At 73.9% G+C, this 17393-nt stretch carries 15 protein-coding genes and 1 tRNA gene; 9 read left to right on the top strand and 7 right to left on the bottom strand.

The annotated features are described in order from the left end of the window. Position 1: 1 nt before the first annotated feature. Positions 2–508 (bottom strand): MarR family winged helix-turn-helix transcriptional regulator, encoded by a 507-nt coding sequence (locus tag ACFT5B_RS11485; protein WP_386798260.1) that lies wholly within the window; start codon positions 506–508, stop codon positions 2–4. A gap of 143 nt (positions 509–651) precedes the next feature. Here ACFT5B_RS11485 and fdhA point away from each other — a divergent pair, with 143 nt between their 5' ends. Next, positions 652–1878, top strand: coding sequence for a formaldehyde dehydrogenase, glutathione-independent (fdhA, locus tag ACFT5B_RS11480; RefSeq protein WP_386798258.1), 1227 nt, complete (start codon positions 652–654; stop codon positions 1876–1878). A 145-nt stretch (positions 1879–2023) separates the two neighbouring features. On the opposite strand, the gene ACFT5B_RS11475 is transcribed toward fdhA, so the two are convergent. Beyond that, entirely contained in the window at positions 2024–3199 is a 1176-nt protein-coding gene (locus tag ACFT5B_RS11475) for an FAD-dependent oxidoreductase (RefSeq protein ID WP_386798256.1), read from the bottom strand. A 142-nt stretch (positions 3200–3341) separates the two neighbouring features. Between ACFT5B_RS11475 and ACFT5B_RS11470 the strand changes: the two genes are divergently transcribed. Continuing rightward, entirely contained in the window at positions 3342–4064 is a 723-nt protein-coding gene (locus ACFT5B_RS11470; protein WP_386798255.1) for a ZIP family metal transporter, read from the top strand. 10 nt (positions 4065–4074) lie between these two features. Here ACFT5B_RS11470 and ACFT5B_RS11465 read toward each other — a convergent pair whose 3' ends face one another. From ACFT5B_RS11465 to ACFT5B_RS11450, 4 genes are all read right to left on the bottom strand, one after another. Continuing rightward, positions 4075–5328 (bottom strand): ABC transporter permease, encoded by a 1254-nt coding sequence (locus ACFT5B_RS11465; RefSeq protein ID WP_386798254.1) that lies wholly within the window; start codon positions 5326–5328, stop codon positions 4075–4077. Next, a complete protein-coding gene (locus ACFT5B_RS11460; RefSeq protein WP_386798252.1) occupies positions 5325–6272 on the bottom strand; it encodes an ABC transporter ATP-binding protein in 948 nt (315 codons plus the stop codon). Before ACFT5B_RS11460 ends, ACFT5B_RS11465 begins: the two co-directional genes overlap by 4 nt. A gap of 138 nt (positions 6273–6410) precedes the next feature. Next, complete coding sequence (locus ACFT5B_RS11455) at positions 6411–7865, bottom strand: collagen-binding domain-containing protein (protein WP_386798250.1); 1455 nt, start codon at positions 7863–7865, stop codon at positions 6411–6413. Positions 7866–8063: 198 nt separating this feature from the next. Beyond that, complete coding sequence (locus tag ACFT5B_RS11450) at positions 8064–8663, bottom strand: TetR/AcrR family transcriptional regulator (RefSeq protein ID WP_386798283.1); 600 nt, start codon at positions 8661–8663, stop codon at positions 8064–8066. Between the two features lie 568 nt (positions 8664–9231). Here ACFT5B_RS11450 and ACFT5B_RS11445 point away from each other — a divergent pair. The 5 genes from ACFT5B_RS11445 to ACFT5B_RS11425 all read left to right on the top strand — a co-directional run bounded on the left by ACFT5B_RS11445 (position 9232) and on the right by ACFT5B_RS11425 (position 13275). After that, positions 9232–9303: transfer RNA gene (locus ACFT5B_RS11445), tRNA-Gln, on the top strand. A 132-nt stretch (positions 9304–9435) separates the two neighbouring features. Beyond that, positions 9436–11103 (top strand): bifunctional UDP-N-acetylglucosamine diphosphorylase/glucosamine-1-phosphate N-acetyltransferase GlmU, encoded by a 1668-nt coding sequence (glmU, locus tag ACFT5B_RS11440; RefSeq protein WP_386798281.1) that lies wholly within the window; start codon positions 9436–9438, stop codon positions 11101–11103. Then, positions 11100–12086, top strand: a complete 987-nt coding sequence (locus tag ACFT5B_RS11435; protein WP_083890737.1) for a ribose-phosphate diphosphokinase — start codon at positions 11100–11102, stop codon at positions 12084–12086. The genes glmU and ACFT5B_RS11435 overlap by 4 nt, the downstream gene beginning before the upstream one ends. Positions 12087–12101: 15 nt before the next feature. Beyond that, positions 12102–12488 carry a VOC family protein gene (locus tag ACFT5B_RS11430; RefSeq protein WP_386798247.1) on the top strand — a complete coding sequence of 129 codons (387 nt, stop codon included), beginning with the start codon at positions 12102–12104 and terminating at the stop codon, positions 12486–12488. A 103-nt stretch (positions 12489–12591) separates the two neighbouring features. Continuing rightward, the gene (locus ACFT5B_RS11425; protein WP_386798245.1) at positions 12592–13275 is read left to right on the top strand and encodes an SIMPL domain-containing protein; all 684 of its coding nucleotides are present in this window, start codon (positions 12592–12594) and stop codon (positions 13273–13275) included. Between the two features lie 51 nt (positions 13276–13326). Here the strand turns inward: ACFT5B_RS11425 and ACFT5B_RS11420 are convergent, their stop codons facing one another. Beyond that, positions 13327–15486 carry a hypothetical protein gene (locus ACFT5B_RS11420; protein ID WP_386798243.1) on the bottom strand — a complete coding sequence of 720 codons (2160 nt, stop codon included), beginning with the start codon at positions 15484–15486 and terminating at the stop codon, positions 13327–13329. A 519-nt stretch (positions 15487–16005) separates the two neighbouring features. Between ACFT5B_RS11420 and ACFT5B_RS11415 the strand changes: the two genes are divergently transcribed. Next, positions 16006–16620 carry a 50S ribosomal protein L25/general stress protein Ctc gene (locus ACFT5B_RS11415; protein ID WP_386798241.1) on the top strand — a complete coding sequence of 205 codons (615 nt, stop codon included), beginning with the start codon at positions 16006–16008 and terminating at the stop codon, positions 16618–16620. A 128-nt stretch (positions 16621–16748) separates the two neighbouring features. Further along, positions 16749–17354: an aminoacyl-tRNA hydrolase gene (pth, locus tag ACFT5B_RS11410; protein WP_386798239.1), complete on the top strand. Its 606-nt coding sequence runs from the start codon at positions 16749–16751 to the stop codon at positions 17352–17354. The last annotated feature ends 39 nt before the right edge of the window (positions 17355–17393 follow it).

Raw genomic sequence — 17393 nt, 5'->3', positions numbered from 1 at the left:
TTCAGTCCTCGAACGGCCCGACGACGACGCGCAGCAGGGCGGCGAGGTGCGACCGGTCGGCGGGGGGAAGGACCTCGAGGATGCTGGCCTCGACCTGGAGCAGCTCCGTCATGGCGCCGTCGACGCGGCGCAGGCCCTCGTCGGTCAGCTCGACGAGGACGCCGCGGCGGTCGTCGGGGGAGCGGTGCCGGTGGACGAGGTCGCGCTCCTCGAGGCGGTCGATGCGGTTGGTCATGGTGCCGCTCGTGACGAGCGTCTGGGTGACGAGCGCGCCGGGCGAGAGCCGGTACGGCTGGCCGGCCCGGCGCAGCGCCGACAGCACGTCGAACTCCCACGGCTCGAGGCCCGAGCGCGCGAACGCGCCGCGCCTCGCGAGGTCGAGGTGGCGCCCCAGCCGGCTGACGCGCGAGAACACGGTGAGCGGCTCGACGTCGAGGTCGGGACGGACCCGCTGCCACGCGGCGACGATGCGGTCGACCTCGTCGGGGTGCGGGTCGGTGGCGGGCATGGTCCGAGGGTACCCGTGTCTTGACGTCAAGAGTCTTGACGGGTCCCGGTTTGCTGCCCCGCCTGCCGAGGTCGACGACCCGGCCTACGGTCGAAGGAAGCCCCCCAGGAGACCCCTGGGGAGTCGTGATCGAGGAGGATCCGATGGCGGACAAGAACCGTGCGGTCGCGTACCAGGGACCGGGGAAGGTCGAGGTCATCGACATCGACTACCCGACCTTCGAGCTCAAGGACGGCCCGGGCGTCAACCCGGCGAACATCGGGCGGAAGGTCCCCCACGGCGCGATCGTCAAGACGGTCGCGACGAACATCTGCGGCTCCGACCAGCACATGGTCCGCGGCCGCACCACGGCGCCGCAGGACCTGGTGCTGGGCCACGAGATCACCGGCGAGGTGGTCGAGGTCGGGCCGGGCGTCGAGTTCGTGAAGGTCGGCGACCTGGTCTCGGTGCCGTTCAACATCGCGTGCGGGCGGTGCAAGAACTGCAAGGAGCGCAAGACCGGGATCTGCCAGAACGTCAACCCCGACCGGCCGGGCAGCGCCTACGGCTACGTCGACATGGGCGGCTGGGTGGGAGGCCAGGCGAACTACGTGCTCGTCCCGTACGCCGACTTCAACGCGCTCGTCTTCCCGGACAAGGACCGGGCGATGGAGAAGATCCTCGACCTCGCGATGCTGTCGGACATCTTCCCGACGGGCTTCCACGGTGCCGTCACGGCGGGCGTGGGCGTCGGCTCGACCGTGTACGTCGCGGGTGCCGGGCCCGTGGGCCTCGCCGCGGCGACGGGCGCGCAGCTGCTCGGGGCAGCCGTCGTCATCGTCGGGGACATGAACGCCGACCGGCTGGCGCAGGCCCGGTCGTTCGGCTGCGAGACCGTCGACCTCACGAAGGGCGGCCCCGTCGAGCAGATCGAGCAGATCCTCGGGGTTGACGAGGTGGACTGCGGCATCGACGCCGTCGGCTTCGAGGCCAAGGGCCACGGGGCGGGAGCGGGCGAGGCGCCCGCCACCGTCCTCAACGACCTCATGGACCTCACCGCCGCGGGCGGCGCGCTCGGCATCCCCGGGCTCTACGTCACCGGTGACCCCGGCGGCATCGACGAGGCCGCGAAGAAGGGCTCGCTGTCCCTGAGCCTCGGCACCGGTTGGGCGAAGTCGCTGTCCTTCACGACCGGGCAGTGTCCGGTCATGAAGTACAACTACGGGCTCATGCAGGCGATCCTGCACGACCGCGTGCACATCGCGAAGAACGTCGGCGCGACCACCATCGGCCTCGACGACGCCCCGCGCGGGTACGAGGAGTTCGACAAGGGCGCCGCGCACAAGTACGTCATCGACGCGAACGGGTACCTGGCGGGCAAGGCCGCCTGACACGCCCGATCCTCGCGAGGTACCCCGGATGCCGGGGTACCTCGCGAGGTATGCGGGATGCCGGGGTACCTCGCGAGGTATGCGGGATGCCGGGGTACCTCGCGAGGTATGCGGGATGCCGGGGTACCTCGCGAGATGTGCCGGTCTACTTCGCGGGGGTGGGGAGGGCGTCGAGGTGGCGGGAGACCTCGCGGGCGGCGTCGCGGCCGGCCCGGTTGGCGCCGATCGTCGACGCCGAGGGCCCGTAGCCCACGAGCTGGACCCGCGGCTCGCCGACGACGCGCGTCCCGTCCATGACGACGCCGCCGCCCGGCCCGCGCAGGTGCAGCGGGGCGAGGTGGTCGAGCGCCGCGCGGAACCCGGTCGCCCACAGGATCGCGTCGGCGTGCTGGTGGGTCCCGTCGGCCCAGGCGACGCCGTCGGGCGTGATGCGGTCGAACATCGGCCGGCGTACCAGCACGCCGCGGGCCGCCGCGTCGCGCAGCGCGGGCGTGAGGATCAGCCCGGTCACGCTCACGACCGACCCGGGCGGCAGCCCCGCGCGGACCCGCTCCTCGACGAGCGCGACCGCGTCGTGGCCCGCCCGGGGCGTGAACTCGTCGTCGCGCCACACGGGTTCGCGGCGCGTCACCCACGTGGTCGACGCGACCTCGCTGATCTCCGCGAGGAGCTGGACCGCGCTGATCCCGCCGCCGACGACGACCACGTGCTGCCCCGCGAAGTCCCCCGCGCGGACGTAGTCGGCGGTGTGCAGCTGGCGCCCCCGGAAGGTCTCCTGGCCGGGGTAATGCGGCCAGAACGGCCGCGTCCACGTGCCCGTCGCGTTCACGAGGGTGCGCGTCAGGACCGCGCGGCCGTCGGCGAGCGTCACACGCAGAGGCGCGGCGGCGTCGTCGGGATCGGTGCTCTCGACGCGCGTGACACGGGCCGGCCGGACGACGGGCAGACCGGACGCGCGTTCGTACGCCGCGTAGTAGCGCGGGACGGCGTCGCGCGACGGCTCCGCGGGATCGACGGCCGGTAGCGCCATGCCCGGGAGGTCGTGGACCTTGTTGACCGTCGCCATGCGCAGCGACTCCCAGCGGTGGCGCCACGCCCCGCCCGGTCCGTCCTCGCCGTCGAGCACGACGAACGTCCGGCCGTCCGCCCGCCGTTCCCACGGGGCTACGAAGCCACGGCGACGCAGGTGCCACGCCGTCGACAGCCCGGCCTGCCCGGCCCCGACGACGACCACGTCGAGCACGCCCACCCCGTCGAGCACACCGGTGCCGACGGGTGCGTCGACGGCGGTGCCGGGAAGCCCGGCGGGGGCGAGGGTCACGCCCGCACAACACGGCACGCCGCGGCCGTCATCCGTGCCGTCCGTCACGTGGACCTGCCGAGCAGGCGCTCGGCGCGCCGGGACGAGCCGGCCCGGGCTACGGTCGGACCCGGCAGACGCACGTCGACCGACCGGAGGACGCATGGGTGCCGCGGTGCTCTGGGGTGCGGTCGCGGCGTCGTCGCTCGTCGTCGGGGCGTGGCTGGGCGTGTGGCGCCGGTGGCCCGACAAGGTCACGGGCGCCGTCCTGGCGTTCGGGGCGGGTGCGCTGATCAGCGCGGTCAGCTACGACCTGGTCCGCGAGGGCGCACAGCTCGACGGCGGCGCCGGGGTCGCGGCCGGGCTCGCGGTCGGCGCGCTCGCCTACTTCGCGGCCGACCGCGCCCTCGAACGCTCCGGCTCGCGCCACCGGACGGGCCCGTCAGCGGGCACGGGGGCCGGCCCCGCGCTCGCGCTCGGCGCCTTCCTCGACGGCATCCCCGAGCAGGCGGTGCTGGGGATCGGGCTGGCCGCCGGCGAGGGCGTGAGCGTGGCGCTCCTGGCCGCGATCTTCGTCTCGAACCTGCCCGAGGCCGTCGGGTCGTCGACCCAGATGCGAGCCGACGGCCGAGCCACCGGCACCGTCATGCGGCTGTGGGTCGCGATCGCCGTCGTGTGCGCGGTGGCGACGGTCGGGGGCTACCTCGTCGCGGACTTCGCGTCGCCGCGCCTGCAGGCCGCGATCGACGGCTTCGCCGCGGGCGCCCTGCTCGTCATGCTCATCGACTCGATGATCCCCGAGGCGGCACGGAAGTCCGGGCTCGTCGCGGGGCTCTTCACGACGCTCGGGTTCGCCGCGGCGGCGTTCCTGTCCGTGTCCGGGTGAGCGGGCGTCGTCAGGCTGCGCGCAGCGCGTCGCGGAGCTTGACGCGCGCGCCCGTCCGCAGGACGGCGTTGGAGTAGACCCGGCCCGCCAGCCAGACGAGCGCCGGCACGAGGGCGAGCGAGATGAGCACCGAGACGATCGCCTGCCACGTCTCGACGGTGCCCAGCGCGATCCGGATCGGCATGACGAGCGGCGCGCAGAACGGGATGTAGCTGAGCCACTGGACGATCGGGCTGTCCGGGTTCCACGGGGCGATCGAGATCCCGATGATGTAGGGCACGATCATCAGCATCACGACGGGCGCCGTCACAGAGCCGATGTCCTCCTGGCGCGAGACCAGCGCGGCGAGCGCGGCGAGCGCGAGGGAGTACATGACGAACCCGACGACGAACCACACGAGAGACCACGCCGCCGTCGCGCCGAGGTCGATGTCGCTCGCGTCGACGAGTCCCAGCACCGCCGCCGTCCCCGCCCCGCCGAGGACGACGACCGCGACCTGGATCAGCCCCACGACCCCGATCCCGAGGACCTTGCCGGCCATGAGCTGCCAGGGTCGGACGGTCGCCAGGAGCAGCTCGACGACCCGGCTCGACTTCTCCTCGACGACGCCCTGCGCGACGAGCTGCGCGCACGTCTGCAGCGTGATGAAGAGCAGGATGCCCGCGACGTACCCGGCGACGATCTGCGCGCCGTCGCGCTCGGGCTGGGGCTCGAGCGCCGTCACGTCGAGCGTCGCGGTGCTGAGCTGCTGCGACACCTGGGCGGGGTTGCCGCCGAGCTTCTGGACGGCGCTCGCGAGCGCGGTCTGCTGGCGCAGGCTCGTGAGGACCGCGGTGCCCGTGGTGTCGAGCTCCTTCTTGACGACGACCGTGAAGGACGCCGGGTCGCCCGTCAGCGCGGCGTCGAGCGAGCCGTCCTCGACCCCCTTCTTCGCGGCGGCGTCGTCGGCGACCTGCTCGACCTCGATGTCTTCGCCCGCAGCCTGCGCGGAGGCCTCCAGCGGCTGGGCGAGGGACGCCGTCTGCGGGGTGAGGCCCACGACCGTCGACGAGGACGAACCCTGCGCCAGGTGGATCACGACCCCGCCGACGACGACCGCGACGAACATGACGAGCGTCGTCACGACGTAGGCGCGCGAGCGCAGGCGCGTGGTGAGCTCGCGGCCCGCGACCATCCGCACGGTCGACCACGCCGACGCCGGCGCGTCCGGGCCCGGCCCCCGGGTGGTCCGCTCGGCGGGCTTGGGGGACGTGGTGGTGCTCACGCGGCGGGCTCCTCGGTCGGGGCGGACACGACGTCGCGGTACAGCTCGACGAGCGAGTGCCGGACCGGTGTGAAACTACGGACGGCGCCCGCAGCGAGGGCGGCCTGGAGGACCGCCTGGGCGGCGTCGTCGGGGGTGAGGGGGTGCGCGGCGGACGCGGTGTCGAGCTCGACGACGGTCCGGTGACCGTCGGAGCTCACGATCCGCAGCCCGCTCCCCGAAGCCAGCGAGGGCGCCCACGCGCTCGCCGCCGCGCCGTCGACGAACCACTGGGGGCGCGCCGCGGTGCGGAGCTCGTCGATCGCGCCCTCCGCGACCATGCGGCCGTCCTTGATGATGCCGACCCGGTCGCACAGCCGCTCGACGAGGTCGAGCTGGTGCGAGGAGAACAGGACCGGGACACCGGCGGCGGCCCGCTCGCGCAGCACGCCGCTCATGACGTCGACCGCCACCGGGTCGAGGCCCGAGAACGGCTCGTCGAGGACGAGGATCTCCGGGTCGTGGACGAGCGCCGCGGCGAGCTGGACGCGCTGCTGGTTGCCGAGCGAGAGCTTCTGGACCTCGTCGGTGCGCCGGTGCGCGACGCCGAGGAGCTCCGTCCACCGCTCCATCGCGTCCTTGGCCTCCGCGGGCGCCTTGCCGTGCAGGCGCGCCAGGTAGACGAGCTGCTGGTCGACGCGCATCCGCGGGTACAGCCCGCGCTCCTCCGGCATGTAGCCGATGCGGCGCCGTGTCTCGAGGTCGACCGGGCTGCCGTCCCACCGGACCTGACCCGAGTCGGGCGCGAGGACGCCGAGCGCGATCCGCATGGTCGTCGTCTTGCCGGCGCCGTTCGAGCCGACGAAGCCGAAGATCTCACCGGAGTGCACGTCGAACGTCATGTCGCGCAGGGCGTGGACCGGGCCGTACGCCTTGTCGAGGTGGTCGATCTCGAGGGTGGGCATCGCTCTCCGCACGTCCGCTGTCCGTTTCAGGCACTTCCGGTCATACGGAATCACACGCCCCGGGCACGTGTCGACCAGACACGCGACGGCCCGGTCCCCGCGGTTGTGCGGGAACCGGGGCCGTCGGCGGGCGGGGGATTAACCCCGGGCGGTGCGGCGCCGGACCAGCAGCAGCGCGAGGCCTGCCGCGACGAGCGCGACGCCCGCGACCAGCGGCCCGACGAGCGACGCGCCGGTCGTCGCGAGGTTCCCCGGCGACGAGGGCGCGGTGCCTCCGGTGCCGAGCACCGTCGCGGTGGGCGTCGCGGAGGTCACGGGCACCACCGGGGCGGGGCTCGTCGTCGTGGACGACGGCACGGGCGCGGGGGACGTGGTCGTGCCCGTGGGCGTCGGCGTGGTAGTGGACTCGGTCGGCGTGGGGGCGGGGGTCGTCGGGGCCGGCGTGGTAGTCGTCTCTGTCGCCGTGGGCGTCGGGGTCGGGGTCGTGCACGACGACGCAGCGAGGTACTGGTGGATCTCGCCGCCCCGGGCGACCAGGGACCTCGCGACGATCTGGCCCTCGACCGGGCTGCTCGCGTCGAGGGTGAGGTCGACGTCGGGCGCGAGGATCGTGCCGGTCACGAGCTCGCCGGTGACCGTCGTCGTGCCGGCGCCCGTGAGGTTCCAGGTGACGAAGGGAGCCCAGGGGTTGGGATCCGTGGCCGAGGGCTGGCCGGGCATCTCGGGGCCGCGCAGCGGCGGGACGTGGACCGTGCTGCCCGACGCGTCCGTGACGTTGACGACGAACGGGGTGTCGGCGCCCGGGGTGCCGCCCGCGAACGTGAGCTGGGCGTTCGCGCCGAGGGTCGCCGCGTCGACGGTGAGGACGTTGAGCTTCCCCGGGGTCAGGGTCACGACGCCGCCGTCGAGCGTCGCGGTCGCGACGTCCGAACCGGTTGCGGTCCGCAGCGCCTCGCCCTGCGCCACGAGCGCCGGGAAGCGGCTGTCGACGACCGACGCGGCGCCCGGGTACGTGACGGCGTGGGCGCCGTCGAAGGTCTGCTGTGCCGCGTCGTTCACGTCGACCCACGGCTTCGCGTCGACGGAGCCGCCCGCCTCGTGCAGCCGGTCCACGCCGGAGCGCGCCGTCAGCTCGAGCCCGCCGGTGTCGCCGAACTTGATCGCCCCGATGCGGTCCGCCTGGGCGGGGCCGACGTCGTCGCGCGACGTGACCTGCAGGCTCCCCGGCGCGGTGAGGTCGAGCGTGCCCCCAACGAGGAGGCGTGTCGGGTCGCCGTCGACGACCGGCAGCGTGTACCCGGCGGGCGTGAGGCCGGTGCTGTGGACGAGGTTCGTGTCGGCAGCCAGCGTGAGGTCGCCGCCGAGGGCGAGCGAGCCCTCGGTCTCGCTGTTGCCGAGGTCCACGTCGTCCTGGACGAAGATCGTGAAGCCGTCCGTGTCGTACCCGGTGCAGACCGGGGCGGGTTCGGCCGCGGCGGCGCGTCCCGTCGCCGCGCTGGCGCTCAGCGCGCTGACGGCGCCGAGCGCCACCACCCCCACGGTCGCGATCGTCGCGCCGAGGCGCGTGCTGCGGGAACGGAAGGCGTGCTGCATGGGGACGGATTCTCCTCGACCGCTGGGCGGTCTCGTGGGCGGGACCGGCGCCACGTTACGCGTCGGTAACCAGCGATTCGCGGAGAGCGTCCGGGATGCCCCCTCGGTCTGAGACGGCGATCACACGGCTTTCGCCCGCCCACCTGCGCAGACGGTCGCGACTCGGCAGAGCCGGGGAGGACGAGGCGCTCGCGGCGCCTACGGCTTCTCGTGCAGCGTCGGCCGCTTCTCGAGGTTCGACAGCCCGTTCCAGGCGAGGTTCACCAGGTGCGCCGCGACCTCCGCCTTGGGCGGACGTCGCGCGTCGAGCCAGTACTGGCCCGTCAGTGCGACGCTGCCGACCAGCATCTGCGCGTACAGCGCCGCGTACTTCGGGTCGAGGCCACGGTCACGGAACTGGCCGCGCAGCAGCGTCGCGACCTGCGTGGCGACGTCGCCGATCAGGCTCGAGAACGTCCCCGTCGCCTGTGCGACCGGGGAGTCACGCACGAGGATCCGGAAGCCGTCCTCGGAGTTCTCGATGTACGTGAGCAGCGCGAGCGACGCGCGCTCCAGCAGCACCTTGGGATGCCCGCGCGACGTCAGCGCACCCATGAGCGCGGCCGTCAACGCCTGGATCTCGCGGTCGACGACGACCGCGTAGACGCCCTCCTTGCCGCCGAAGTGCTCGTACACGACCGGCTTCGAGACCTCAGCACGCTGCGCGATCTCCTCGACGCTCGTCCCGTCGAAGCCCTTCTCGGCGAACAACCCCCGGCTCACGGCCAGCAGCTGCTCGCGCCGCTGCGTCGCCGTCATGCGGGAGCGTACCGGCCGCTTCGGTTCGGGGGTCATGGGCCCATTGTGCCCGTCGCGCCATTCGTCGACGGTGACGCTGTGTTCGCCGACGGTGACGCTGTGTTCGCCGACGGTGACGCTGTGTTCGGCGATGGTGACGTGTCATGGTCGGATTCGCGGTCGGGCGCGGCGAGCTGGTTCGGGCTGTCGTGCTTCGGCCCTGGGTCCGTGCGCACTCCTTGACGCCCTTCACCACCTCCCCGCACCCGCCCGCTCGACCGTCGTCTCGCCCGGCCCGTCCGCGCGTCGAGCGTGTGATCAGCCACGTCGCTCGGCCCCGTCATCTCGTGAGTGCGTACTTTTTGTGCGACACACCCGGCGAGTCGCACAAGAAGTGCGCACTCAGCGGGGCGCACCCTCCCGCCCCGACCACGTCACCGTCGGCGAACTCCACGTCACCGTCGGCGAACACCGCGTCTCCGTCGGTGAACGGCCGGTGTCTCGGAGGGGTGATCCGGACCTGGCAGACTAGGGCTGGACGCGCCACCTGCGCACGCCCCCGCCCGGTGGAGAAAAGACCCGCCGGCTGTCCGCCTTGGTGTAATCGGCAGCACAAGGGTTTTTGGTGCCCTTGGTCCAGGTTCGAGTCCTGGGGGCGGAGCGAGCGCGACGAACGACGACGGGAGCTCACGTGACGGCCCAGACCGTACCGACCACCGACGACTCCGGATCCACGCAGGACAGACCGCGCCTCGCCGCGGCGGTGGTCCTCGCGGCGGGTGAGGGCACGCGGATGCGGTCCACGACGCCGAAGATGCTCCATGCGATCGGTGGGCGCAGCCTGCTGGGTCATGTGCTGACGGCCACCCGGGAGCTCGACGCGCGCCGGACGGCCGTCGTCGTGCGGCACCAGGCGGAGCGGGTCGCCGAGCACGCCCGGTCGGTCTCGGAAGGCGTACTGGTCGTCGAGCAGGACGAGGTCCCGGGCACCGGTGCGGCGGTGCGGTCGGCGATGTCGGTGCTCGACGCCGCGGCCCACGCGGACCGGGCGTCGCACGGCGTGCCGCTGGGCCAGGAGGGCCAGGTGCTGGGCGACGGGCTCGAGGGCGCGGTCCTCGTGGTGGCGGGCGACCTGCCGCTGCTGGACGCGGGCACCCTGGGCGAGCTCGTCGCGGCGCACGTCGCCGACGGCAACGCGGTGACGGTGCTGACGACGGTCGTGGCGGACCCCACGGGCTACGGCCGCGTGGTCCGCGAGGGCGGCACGGGCGACGTCCTGAAGATCGTGGAGCACCGCGACGCGAGCGCCGACGAGCTCGAGGTCTCGGAGATCAACACGTCGGTGTACGTGTTCGACGCGGGGGTCCTGCGATCGGGGCTCGCCCGCATCACGCAGCAGAACGCGCAGGGCGAGCTGTACCTGACGGACGTCGTCGCGCTGGCGCGCGAGGACGGCGGGCAGGTCCGGGCGATCGTCTCGGAGGACCCGTACGCCGTCGAGGGCGTGAACGACCGGGTGCAGCTCGCGACGCTGGGCCGGATCCTCAACGACCGCATCGTCGAGGACTGGATGCGGGCGGGCGTGACGGTCGTCGACCCGGCCACGACGTGGATCGACGTGGACGTGGACCTGGCCCCGGACGTGACGATCCTGCCGGGCACGCAGCTGCACGGCGCGACGGTCGTCTCGGCGGGCGCGACGATCGGTCCGGACACGACGCTCACGGACGTGGAGGTCGGCGAGGGCGCGGTCGTCTCGCGCACGCACGCGTCGCTCTCCGTCATCGGAGCGGGGGCCAACGTCGGCCCGTTCGCCTACCTGCGGCCGGGCAGCGTGCTCGGCGAGAAGGGCAAGATCGGCACGTTCGTCGAGACGAAGAACGCGCAGATCGGCGCGGGCTCGAAGGTGCCGCACCTGTCGTACGTCGGTGACGCGACGGTGGGTGAGGGCACGAACATCGGTGCCGCCAGCGTCTTCGTCAACTACGACGGGGTGCACAAGCACCACACGACGATCGGCTCGCACGCCCGCACGGGCGCCGACAACCTGTTCGTGGCCCCGGTCACCGTGGGCGACGGCGCGTACACGGGTGCGGGGTCGGTCATCCGCCAGGACGTGCCCGCGGGCGCGCTGGGCGTGAGCGCGGGAGCGCAGCGGAACATCGAGGGCTGGGTGGAGCGCCGTCGTCCGGGCACCGCGGCCGCGCAGGCCGCCGCCGCGGCCCGCGGCGAGGGCACGGAGCCGACGGGCGACGACGACTCGTCCGACGACGCCGTCGTGCCGGCGACTGAGCCGGCCACGCTGACGGGCGCGATGCCGACGCTCGGCGCCCAGGCGCTGCGCGAGCTCGCGAAGCACGCGGACGCCGCCGACAAGCCCCGCCCGACGTCGCCCCACTCGGAGGCGCTGGACGACACGCTCACGATCCGCACGACCCGTACCGAGGGGGCCGACCGATGACCACGCTGCTCACCGGCGAGAAGAACACGAAGACGCTCGTCCTGGCCTCGGGCCGGGCGCACCCGGAGCTCGCGAAGGACGTGGCTCGTGAGCTGGGCGTCGACCTCCTGCCGACGACGGCGTACGACTTCGCGAACGGCGAGATCTACGTGCGGTTCGGCGAGTCGGTCCGCGGCACGGACGTGTTCCTGCTGCAGAGCCACACGGCGCCGATCAACCAGTGGATCATGGAGCAGATGCTCATGGTCGACGCGGCGAAGCGGGCGTCGGCGCGGACCATCACGGTCGTGGTGCCGTTCTACGGGTACGCGCGCCAGGACAAGAAGCACCGCGGTCGCGAGCCGATCTCGGCCCGGCTCATGGCGGACCTGTTCAAGACGGCGGGCGCGGACCGCATCATGAGCGTCGACCTGCACTCGGCGCAGGCGCAGGGCTTCTTCGACGGCCCGGTCGACCACCTGTGGGCGATGCCGATCCTCACGGACTACGTGCGGGGCCGGGTGGACCTGGGCAACGTCACGGTCGTCTCGCCGGACGCGGGCCGGATCCGCGTCGCGGAGCAGTGGGCGGCGAAGCTGGGCGGGGGCCCGCTGGCGTTCGTCCACAAGACGCGCGACATCACGCGGCCCAACCAGTCGGTCGCGAACCGTGTGGTCGGCGACGTGGAGGGCCGCGACTGCGTGCTCGTCGACGACCTCATCGACACCGGCGGCACCATCGCGGAGGCCGTGAAGGTCGTCCTGGCGGCCGGCGCGAAGAGCGTCATCGTCGCCGCGACCCACGGCGTGCTGTCGGACCCGGCGGCCCAGCGCCTGTCGGAGTGCGGTGCGCGCGAGGTCGTCGTGACCGACACGCTGCCGATCACGGCCGACAAGCAGTTCGGCCAGCTCACGGTCCTGTCGATCGCTCCGGTCATCGCGCGGGCGATCCGCGAGGTCTTCGACGACGGCTCCGTCACCTCGCTCTTCGACGGCAACTCCTGACCCGGAGGTAGTCCCGTGGCCCGGCTCCGCGACGTCGTCTTCGACTCGGGGAGCCCTGCCGCGACCGCGCACTTCTGGGCCGCGGCCCTCGAGGGCTACGCCGTCGCCCCGTACGACGACGCCGAGCTCGCGCGCCTGCGAGCGCTCGGCGTCACGGACGTGGCCGACGACCCGACGGTGCTCGTCGAGCCCGCGGACGGCGGCCCGCGCCTCTGGTTCCAGCGCGTGCCGGAGGGCAAGGTCGTGAAGAACCGCGTCCACCTCGACCTGCTGGCGCCGGACCTGGAGGGCGAGGTCGGGCGCCTCACGGCGCTGGGCGCCACGGTGCTGGCCCGTCACGCGGACCACGTCGTGCTGGCCGACCCGGAGGGCAACGAGTTCTGCCTCGCCCCGGAGCGCTGACACGCCTGCGCGCGCCCGGCGGACGCGCCCGTCGCTGCCCGGGCGGCGTGGCCCCGGCCACGGCAGGATCAGAGGGACGAACCAGCTCTCGGGAGGACGTGCGATGGCGTGGCCGGACGGACGTGACCAGGACCGCCCCCGCGGACCGCGACGCAGCGTGACGGTGACGGGCGCGGGCACGGCGAGCGGGGTGCCCGACGTCGTCGTGGCGGAGCTCGGTGCCGAGGCGGTGGCCGCAGACGTCCAGGCCGCGCTCGACGCCGCCACCGCGGGTCTCACGGCCCTGCGCGCCTCGCTCGCGGCGGCCGGGGTGGACGCCGCCGACGTGCGGACGTCGCAGACCTCGACTTGGACGGAGCGTCCCGCACCGGCCGCGGAGCCCGCAGGCCTGCGCGCCGCTCCGGTCCCCGAGCCGGCGTCCCGGACGACCGCACGAACGACCCTGCGCGTCGTCCTGCGGGACGTCGAGGCCGCGGGCGCCGTCGTCCGGGACGCGCTCGCCGCGGCCGGGCCGGTCGCGCGCCTCGAGTCCCTGACCACCGCCCTGTCCGACGTCGCCGCGCTCGCCGAGCAGGCGCGCGAGGCCGCGTTCGGCGACGCCCGGGCTCGCGCGGAGCAGTACGCGCGGCTGGCCGGAAGGACGCTCGGCGACGTCCTGGAGGTCCGTGAGGACGGCGCCGCCGGCTCCCCGCCGCCGGGCGCGCTCCGGGCGGCGGCGTTCGTCGTCGAACCGGGCCAGCAGGAGGTCGGGGCGTCGGTCACCGTCCGCTGGGCGTTCGCGGACTGACGGACCCTCCGCGGTCGCTGCCCCGCCCGCCGCCCGCCCGACCGCGCCGCGTCACGCGTGGCCGGCCATGGCCTCGAGCGCCGTGGAGTCGTCGACGACGAGGTGGAGTGCGACGACCCGGTGCGTCCACCGGTCGAGCCCACCCCGGAGCTCGACGGCGTCGGAGGCGCCGAGCGGTGCGGTGCGTGCGACGACGGCGGTGACGACCGTCTCGACGAGATCTTCCCGCGCCTCGTCCGCGCTCACGGTCTCGACGAGCGCTCGGGTGGACACGATCCCCCTCGCCCCGAGCTCGTGCAGGACCTCGACGGCCCACCGTCCGAGCTCGGCGTCGTCGAGGAGGGACTGGGCGAGCGCGGCCAGTCCCTGGACGGCCTGGACCTCGGACGGCGCGGCACCGAGCTGGAGCACGAGGTCGCGCGCGCCGGTGCGCCGGATCGCCGAGACGGAGGTGAGCGCCGCGCGCCGGAGCGCGTCGGCGAAGGGGAGGAGGAGCGGAAGGGCCAGGAGGTCGGTCCTCGGGGCGGCTCCGAACGCCCGACGGAACGTGGCCGTCGTCCGCAGGGCACGCAGCTGGGGGTCCCGCCACATCCAGTCCCGCAGCGAGGGTGCGCCGGCGGCGAGCCGCAACGCGCCCACGGCGCGGTCGATCATGAAGGCTGACGGCGTGTCGCAGTAGGTCGCGATCGCGCACGCGAGCGTGTAGTAGCCCTTCGGGCTGCGTGCGGCGCCGTCCGAGGCCGTGCGCTGGTCGGAGTCCGGCAGGCATCCGTCGGACTGGCGAGCACCGAGGCCGCTCAGGTCGCAGACGTCCCCACGCCCGATCCGCACGGGGTCCGAGGCCTCCGGGTCGACCCGGTCGGCCACGAGGCGCACGAGCGGAGCCGCGCACGCCCGCAGGTCGTCGGCCAGCGCGGGGGCGGGCTCGCCGGCCGCGGACGTCGACCGCCCGCGCCACCAGCGTGCCGGCGGGCGCTTCGACGGGTCCAGCGCGTCGAGCGCCGCGACGAGCTCGGCGGCGTCGCTCAGGTCCTGGGCTCCGAGGGTCACCCCGCTGATCGCGCCGTCGGGCCCCGGGGTGCTCTCCGCGAACGCGGCGTTCACGTCCACGCTGAGCCTCGTGTAGAGGGCGCGCAGCGCGAGGGAACGCTCGCCGGGGCCGCCCAGCCGGCGGCGGAGGACCTCCGTCAACCAGGAGCGGTACGCGCGCAGCACATCCGGGTCGTCCCCGTACCGCATCGTCACGTTGTGGTAGGCGAGCTGGGCCAGCCAGTTGCCGGGATCGCGCTCGAGGGAGCGAGCGAGGATCCGGCGCTGCTCGGCCCGGTCGTCCTGGAAGTCCGTCGTCGCGACGTAGTGCAGCCCGAGGCTGCGCCAGTCGGTCGCGCCGCACAGGCCGCGGAAGTCGTCCGGGTAGGCGCGGGCCAACGTCGTCACGACGACGGCCGCCGCGAAGCGGTGCAGGTCGCCCCCGACGCGCAGCACCGTGCGGTCGACCACGGCCGCGCCCTTCTGTCGCCCGTTGCGCGTCACGGCGACGGCAAGCGTGTCCGGGTCGACGACGTCGACCAGGGCGCGCCAGGGCGACGACCCCAGCACGTTCTGGACGAGGCCGAGGGCGAGCTGGGCGAGCTTGCCCTGCGGGAGCTCCCCGATCGCGCCCGTGAGGCTGCTGACGTCCGAGCCGCGGGGCAGCTCGAGCCCGCGCGGCGGGGTAGCGCCGAGGTCGGCGAGAAGGGCGACGATGTGTGCGGACGACGCCTTCGAGTCGGAGCCGTCGCGGGCCGTGACGCTCACGGTGAGGCGCAGGCGCGTCGCGAGCCACCACGCGCCCAGGACGACCGCGCCGGCCCCGAGCGCGAGCCCGGCCGGCACCGCCCGCCCGCCCCGCGCGGCGACCCCGAAGGTGAGCACGGCCGCCGCCCCGGCGCCGAGGACGCCCGCGGCCGTCGCCATGGCTCCCCGGCGGTGCACCGTCGGCCAGTCGGGTGCGACGACCACGAGCAGCCGTGCGAGCCCGGCGAGGACCGCGAGGACGACCAGGGTCGAGAGCGCCACGCGGCCCAGCGGCGCCAGGTCGTGCGTGACGAAGGACTGCCACTGGTCGAGGAGGGACTCCGGGGTCGTGCCCGCCGCGTCGGACGGGCCGCTGGCCCTCGCGCCGGGCGGGGACCAGGCCGGAGCCTGCGGCCGGTCGAGGATCGTCGCCATCGGAACCTCCGGGGGGCGGACGGAGTCGCGACGAGGAGCGTCGCTGCTCACCAGGACGGAGCGTGCGCGGCCCGGCTCTGATACGCAGGGGTGCCCCGGTACCCCGGGGGCCCGCCGTCGAAGCGATCCGGGCGACTGGGCTGCGGGGCCGGCTGACCGGTTTCGTCTGGCGCCGTCGGGCGGGTACCCTGGTGAGGTTGCCTCGGCGAGGGACGTCTGACGGGCCGGCAGCTCGCGAGAGCGAGAAGCGCCCGTCATCCACAACATCGGATTTCCCCGGAACTGTGCGGGGCTCTCCGGCGTCCGTGATCGACACAGGCGGCGTGCACGCGCGCGTCCGTCATGCGTCCCGCGCCGATGCAGCCGCCCGTCCGCCAGGACGGACCGTGCAGGACCGCACCGGGCAGCCCTCTCAAGCTCACGCTCCGGTCGGTGCTCCGGCCCGGCAACCCCCTGACGGACGACGCCGTCCGCACCCCACTGGCGGTCGGCCCGCTCAGCACTGGAGAGAAGAACCTCATGTCCGAGACGAAGCTCGTCGCCCAGACCCGCACCGAGTTCGGCAAGGGTGCCGCCCGCCGCCTGCGTCGCGCCGGCCAGGTCCCCGCCGTCCTCTACGGCCACGGCTCCGCGCCGGTACACGTCGCCCTCCCGGGCCACGACACCATGCTCGCGCTCAAGCACTCGAACGCCCTCCTCGAGATCGACGTCGAGGGCAAGGACCAGCTCGCGATCGCCCGCGAGGTCCAGCGCGACCCGGTCAAGAACGTCATCGAGCACGTCGACCTCATCATCGTGAAGCGCGGCGAGAAGATCGCCGTCGAGGTCCCCGTCGTCGTCGAGGGCGAGTCGGCCCCCGGCACCACGCACCTGCAGGACGCCACGCACCTCCAGCTCGAGGTCGAGGCCACCCACATCCCCGAGTCGGTCACCGTCTCGATCGAGGGTCTCGAGGACGGCGCGAAGGTCCACGCCGGCGAGATCACCCTCCCGAAGGGCGCGACGCTGCTGTCCGACGCCGAGACGCTCGTCGTCGCCGTCAGCGAGGTCCGCGCGGCCGAGCCGGAGGAGACCGAGGAGGGCGCCGAGGGCGAGACCGCCGAGGCCGCCGCCGAGGAGTCCGCGGAGGCCTGAGCCACCCGCTCTCACGCACCACGCCCGACGGCGCCCGGTACCCTGCGAGGGGCCGGGCGCCGTCGTGCGTCCCGGGCAGACGGGGCGTCCGGACAGGCATCCACACGCAGCGACCAGGAGGATCACGCATGGCGGACCGTTGGCTCGTCGTCGGGCTCGGGAACCCCGGGTCCCGCTACGCGGGCAACCGTCACAACGTCGGCCAGATGGTGCTCGACGAGCTCGCGCGCCGCGTCGGCACGACGTTCGCCGCGCACAAGGGCTCGCACGGCCTCGCCCTCGCGGCCGAGGGTCGGCTCGGCACCGCGCCCGGGGGAGCGCCGGGGCCGCGCGTCGTGCTCGCCAAGCCGACGTCGTACATGAACACGTCCGGCGGCGCCGTGAGCGCGCTCGCGCGCTACTACGATGTCGCGGCCGAGAACGTCGTCATGGTCCACGACGAGATGGACATCCCGTTCGGGGACCTCAAGCTGAAGATCGGCGGCGGCGAGGGCGGCCACAACGGCCTGCGCGACACCACCAAGGCGCTCGGCACCAAGGACTACGTGCGGGTGAGAGTGGGCGTCGGACGCCCACCGGGGCGCATGGACGCGGCAGACTACGTCCTCAAGGACTTCTCCGCGGCAGAGAAGAAGGAGCTCCCGTTCCTGCTCGACGACGCCGCGGACGCCGTCGAGATGGTGCTCACGCAGGGCCTGCTCGCCGCGCAGGGGAAGTTCCACACGAAGGCGTAGCGATCCGTGCCCGCGGCTCGTGGACGCCGCTCCCAGGGG

It is taken from the genome of Luteimicrobium sp. NPDC057192 (genome assembly GCF_042670205.1).
Taxonomy (GTDB): Bacteria; Actinomycetota; Actinomycetes; order Actinomycetales; family Cellulomonadaceae; genus Luteimicrobium.
The sequence above is the reverse complement of the archived record's forward strand: the minus strand, read 5'-3'. Positions and strand labels throughout refer to the sequence as shown.

What these genes read in the sequence shown, in the direction of transcription:
- ACFT5B_RS11485 (WP_386798260.1), bottom strand. Translation starts at nt 508, where the DNA reads ATGCCCGCCACCGACCCGCACCCCGACGAGGTCGACCGCATCGTCGCC.
- fdhA (WP_386798258.1), top strand. Translation starts at nt 652, where the DNA reads ATGGCGGACAAGAACCGTGCGGTCGCGTACCAGGGACCGGGGAAGGTC.
- ACFT5B_RS11470 (WP_386798255.1), top strand. Translation starts at nt 3,342, where the DNA reads ATGGGTGCCGCGGTGCTCTGGGGTGCGGTCGCGGCGTCGTCGCTCGTC.
- ACFT5B_RS11460 (WP_386798252.1), bottom strand. Translation starts at nt 6,272, where the DNA reads ATGCCCACCCTCGAGATCGACCACCTCGACAAGGCGTACGGCCCGGTC.
- ACFT5B_RS11455 (WP_386798250.1), bottom strand. Translation starts at nt 7,865, where the DNA reads ATGCAGCACGCCTTCCGTTCCCGCAGCACGCGCCTCGGCGCGACGATC.
- ACFT5B_RS11450 (WP_386798283.1), bottom strand. Translation starts at nt 8,663, where the DNA reads ATGACGGCGACGCAGCGGCGCGAGCAGCTGCTGGCCGTGAGCCGGGGG.
- glmU (WP_386798281.1), top strand. Translation starts at nt 9,436, where the DNA reads ATGCGGTCCACGACGCCGAAGATGCTCCATGCGATCGGTGGGCGCAGC.
- ACFT5B_RS11435 (WP_083890737.1), top strand. Translation starts at nt 11,100, where the DNA reads ATGACCACGCTGCTCACCGGCGAGAAGAACACGAAGACGCTCGTCCTG.
- ACFT5B_RS11425 (WP_386798245.1), top strand. Translation starts at nt 12,592, where the DNA reads ATGGCGTGGCCGGACGGACGTGACCAGGACCGCCCCCGCGGACCGCGA.
- ACFT5B_RS11420 (WP_386798243.1), bottom strand. Translation starts at nt 15,486, where the DNA reads ATGGCGACGATCCTCGACCGGCCGCAGGCTCCGGCCTGGTCCCCGCCC.
- ACFT5B_RS11415 (WP_386798241.1), top strand. Translation starts at nt 16,006, where the DNA reads ATGTCCGAGACGAAGCTCGTCGCCCAGACCCGCACCGAGTTCGGCAAG.
- pth (WP_386798239.1), top strand. Translation starts at nt 16,749, where the DNA reads ATGGCGGACCGTTGGCTCGTCGTCGGGCTCGGGAACCCCGGGTCCCGC.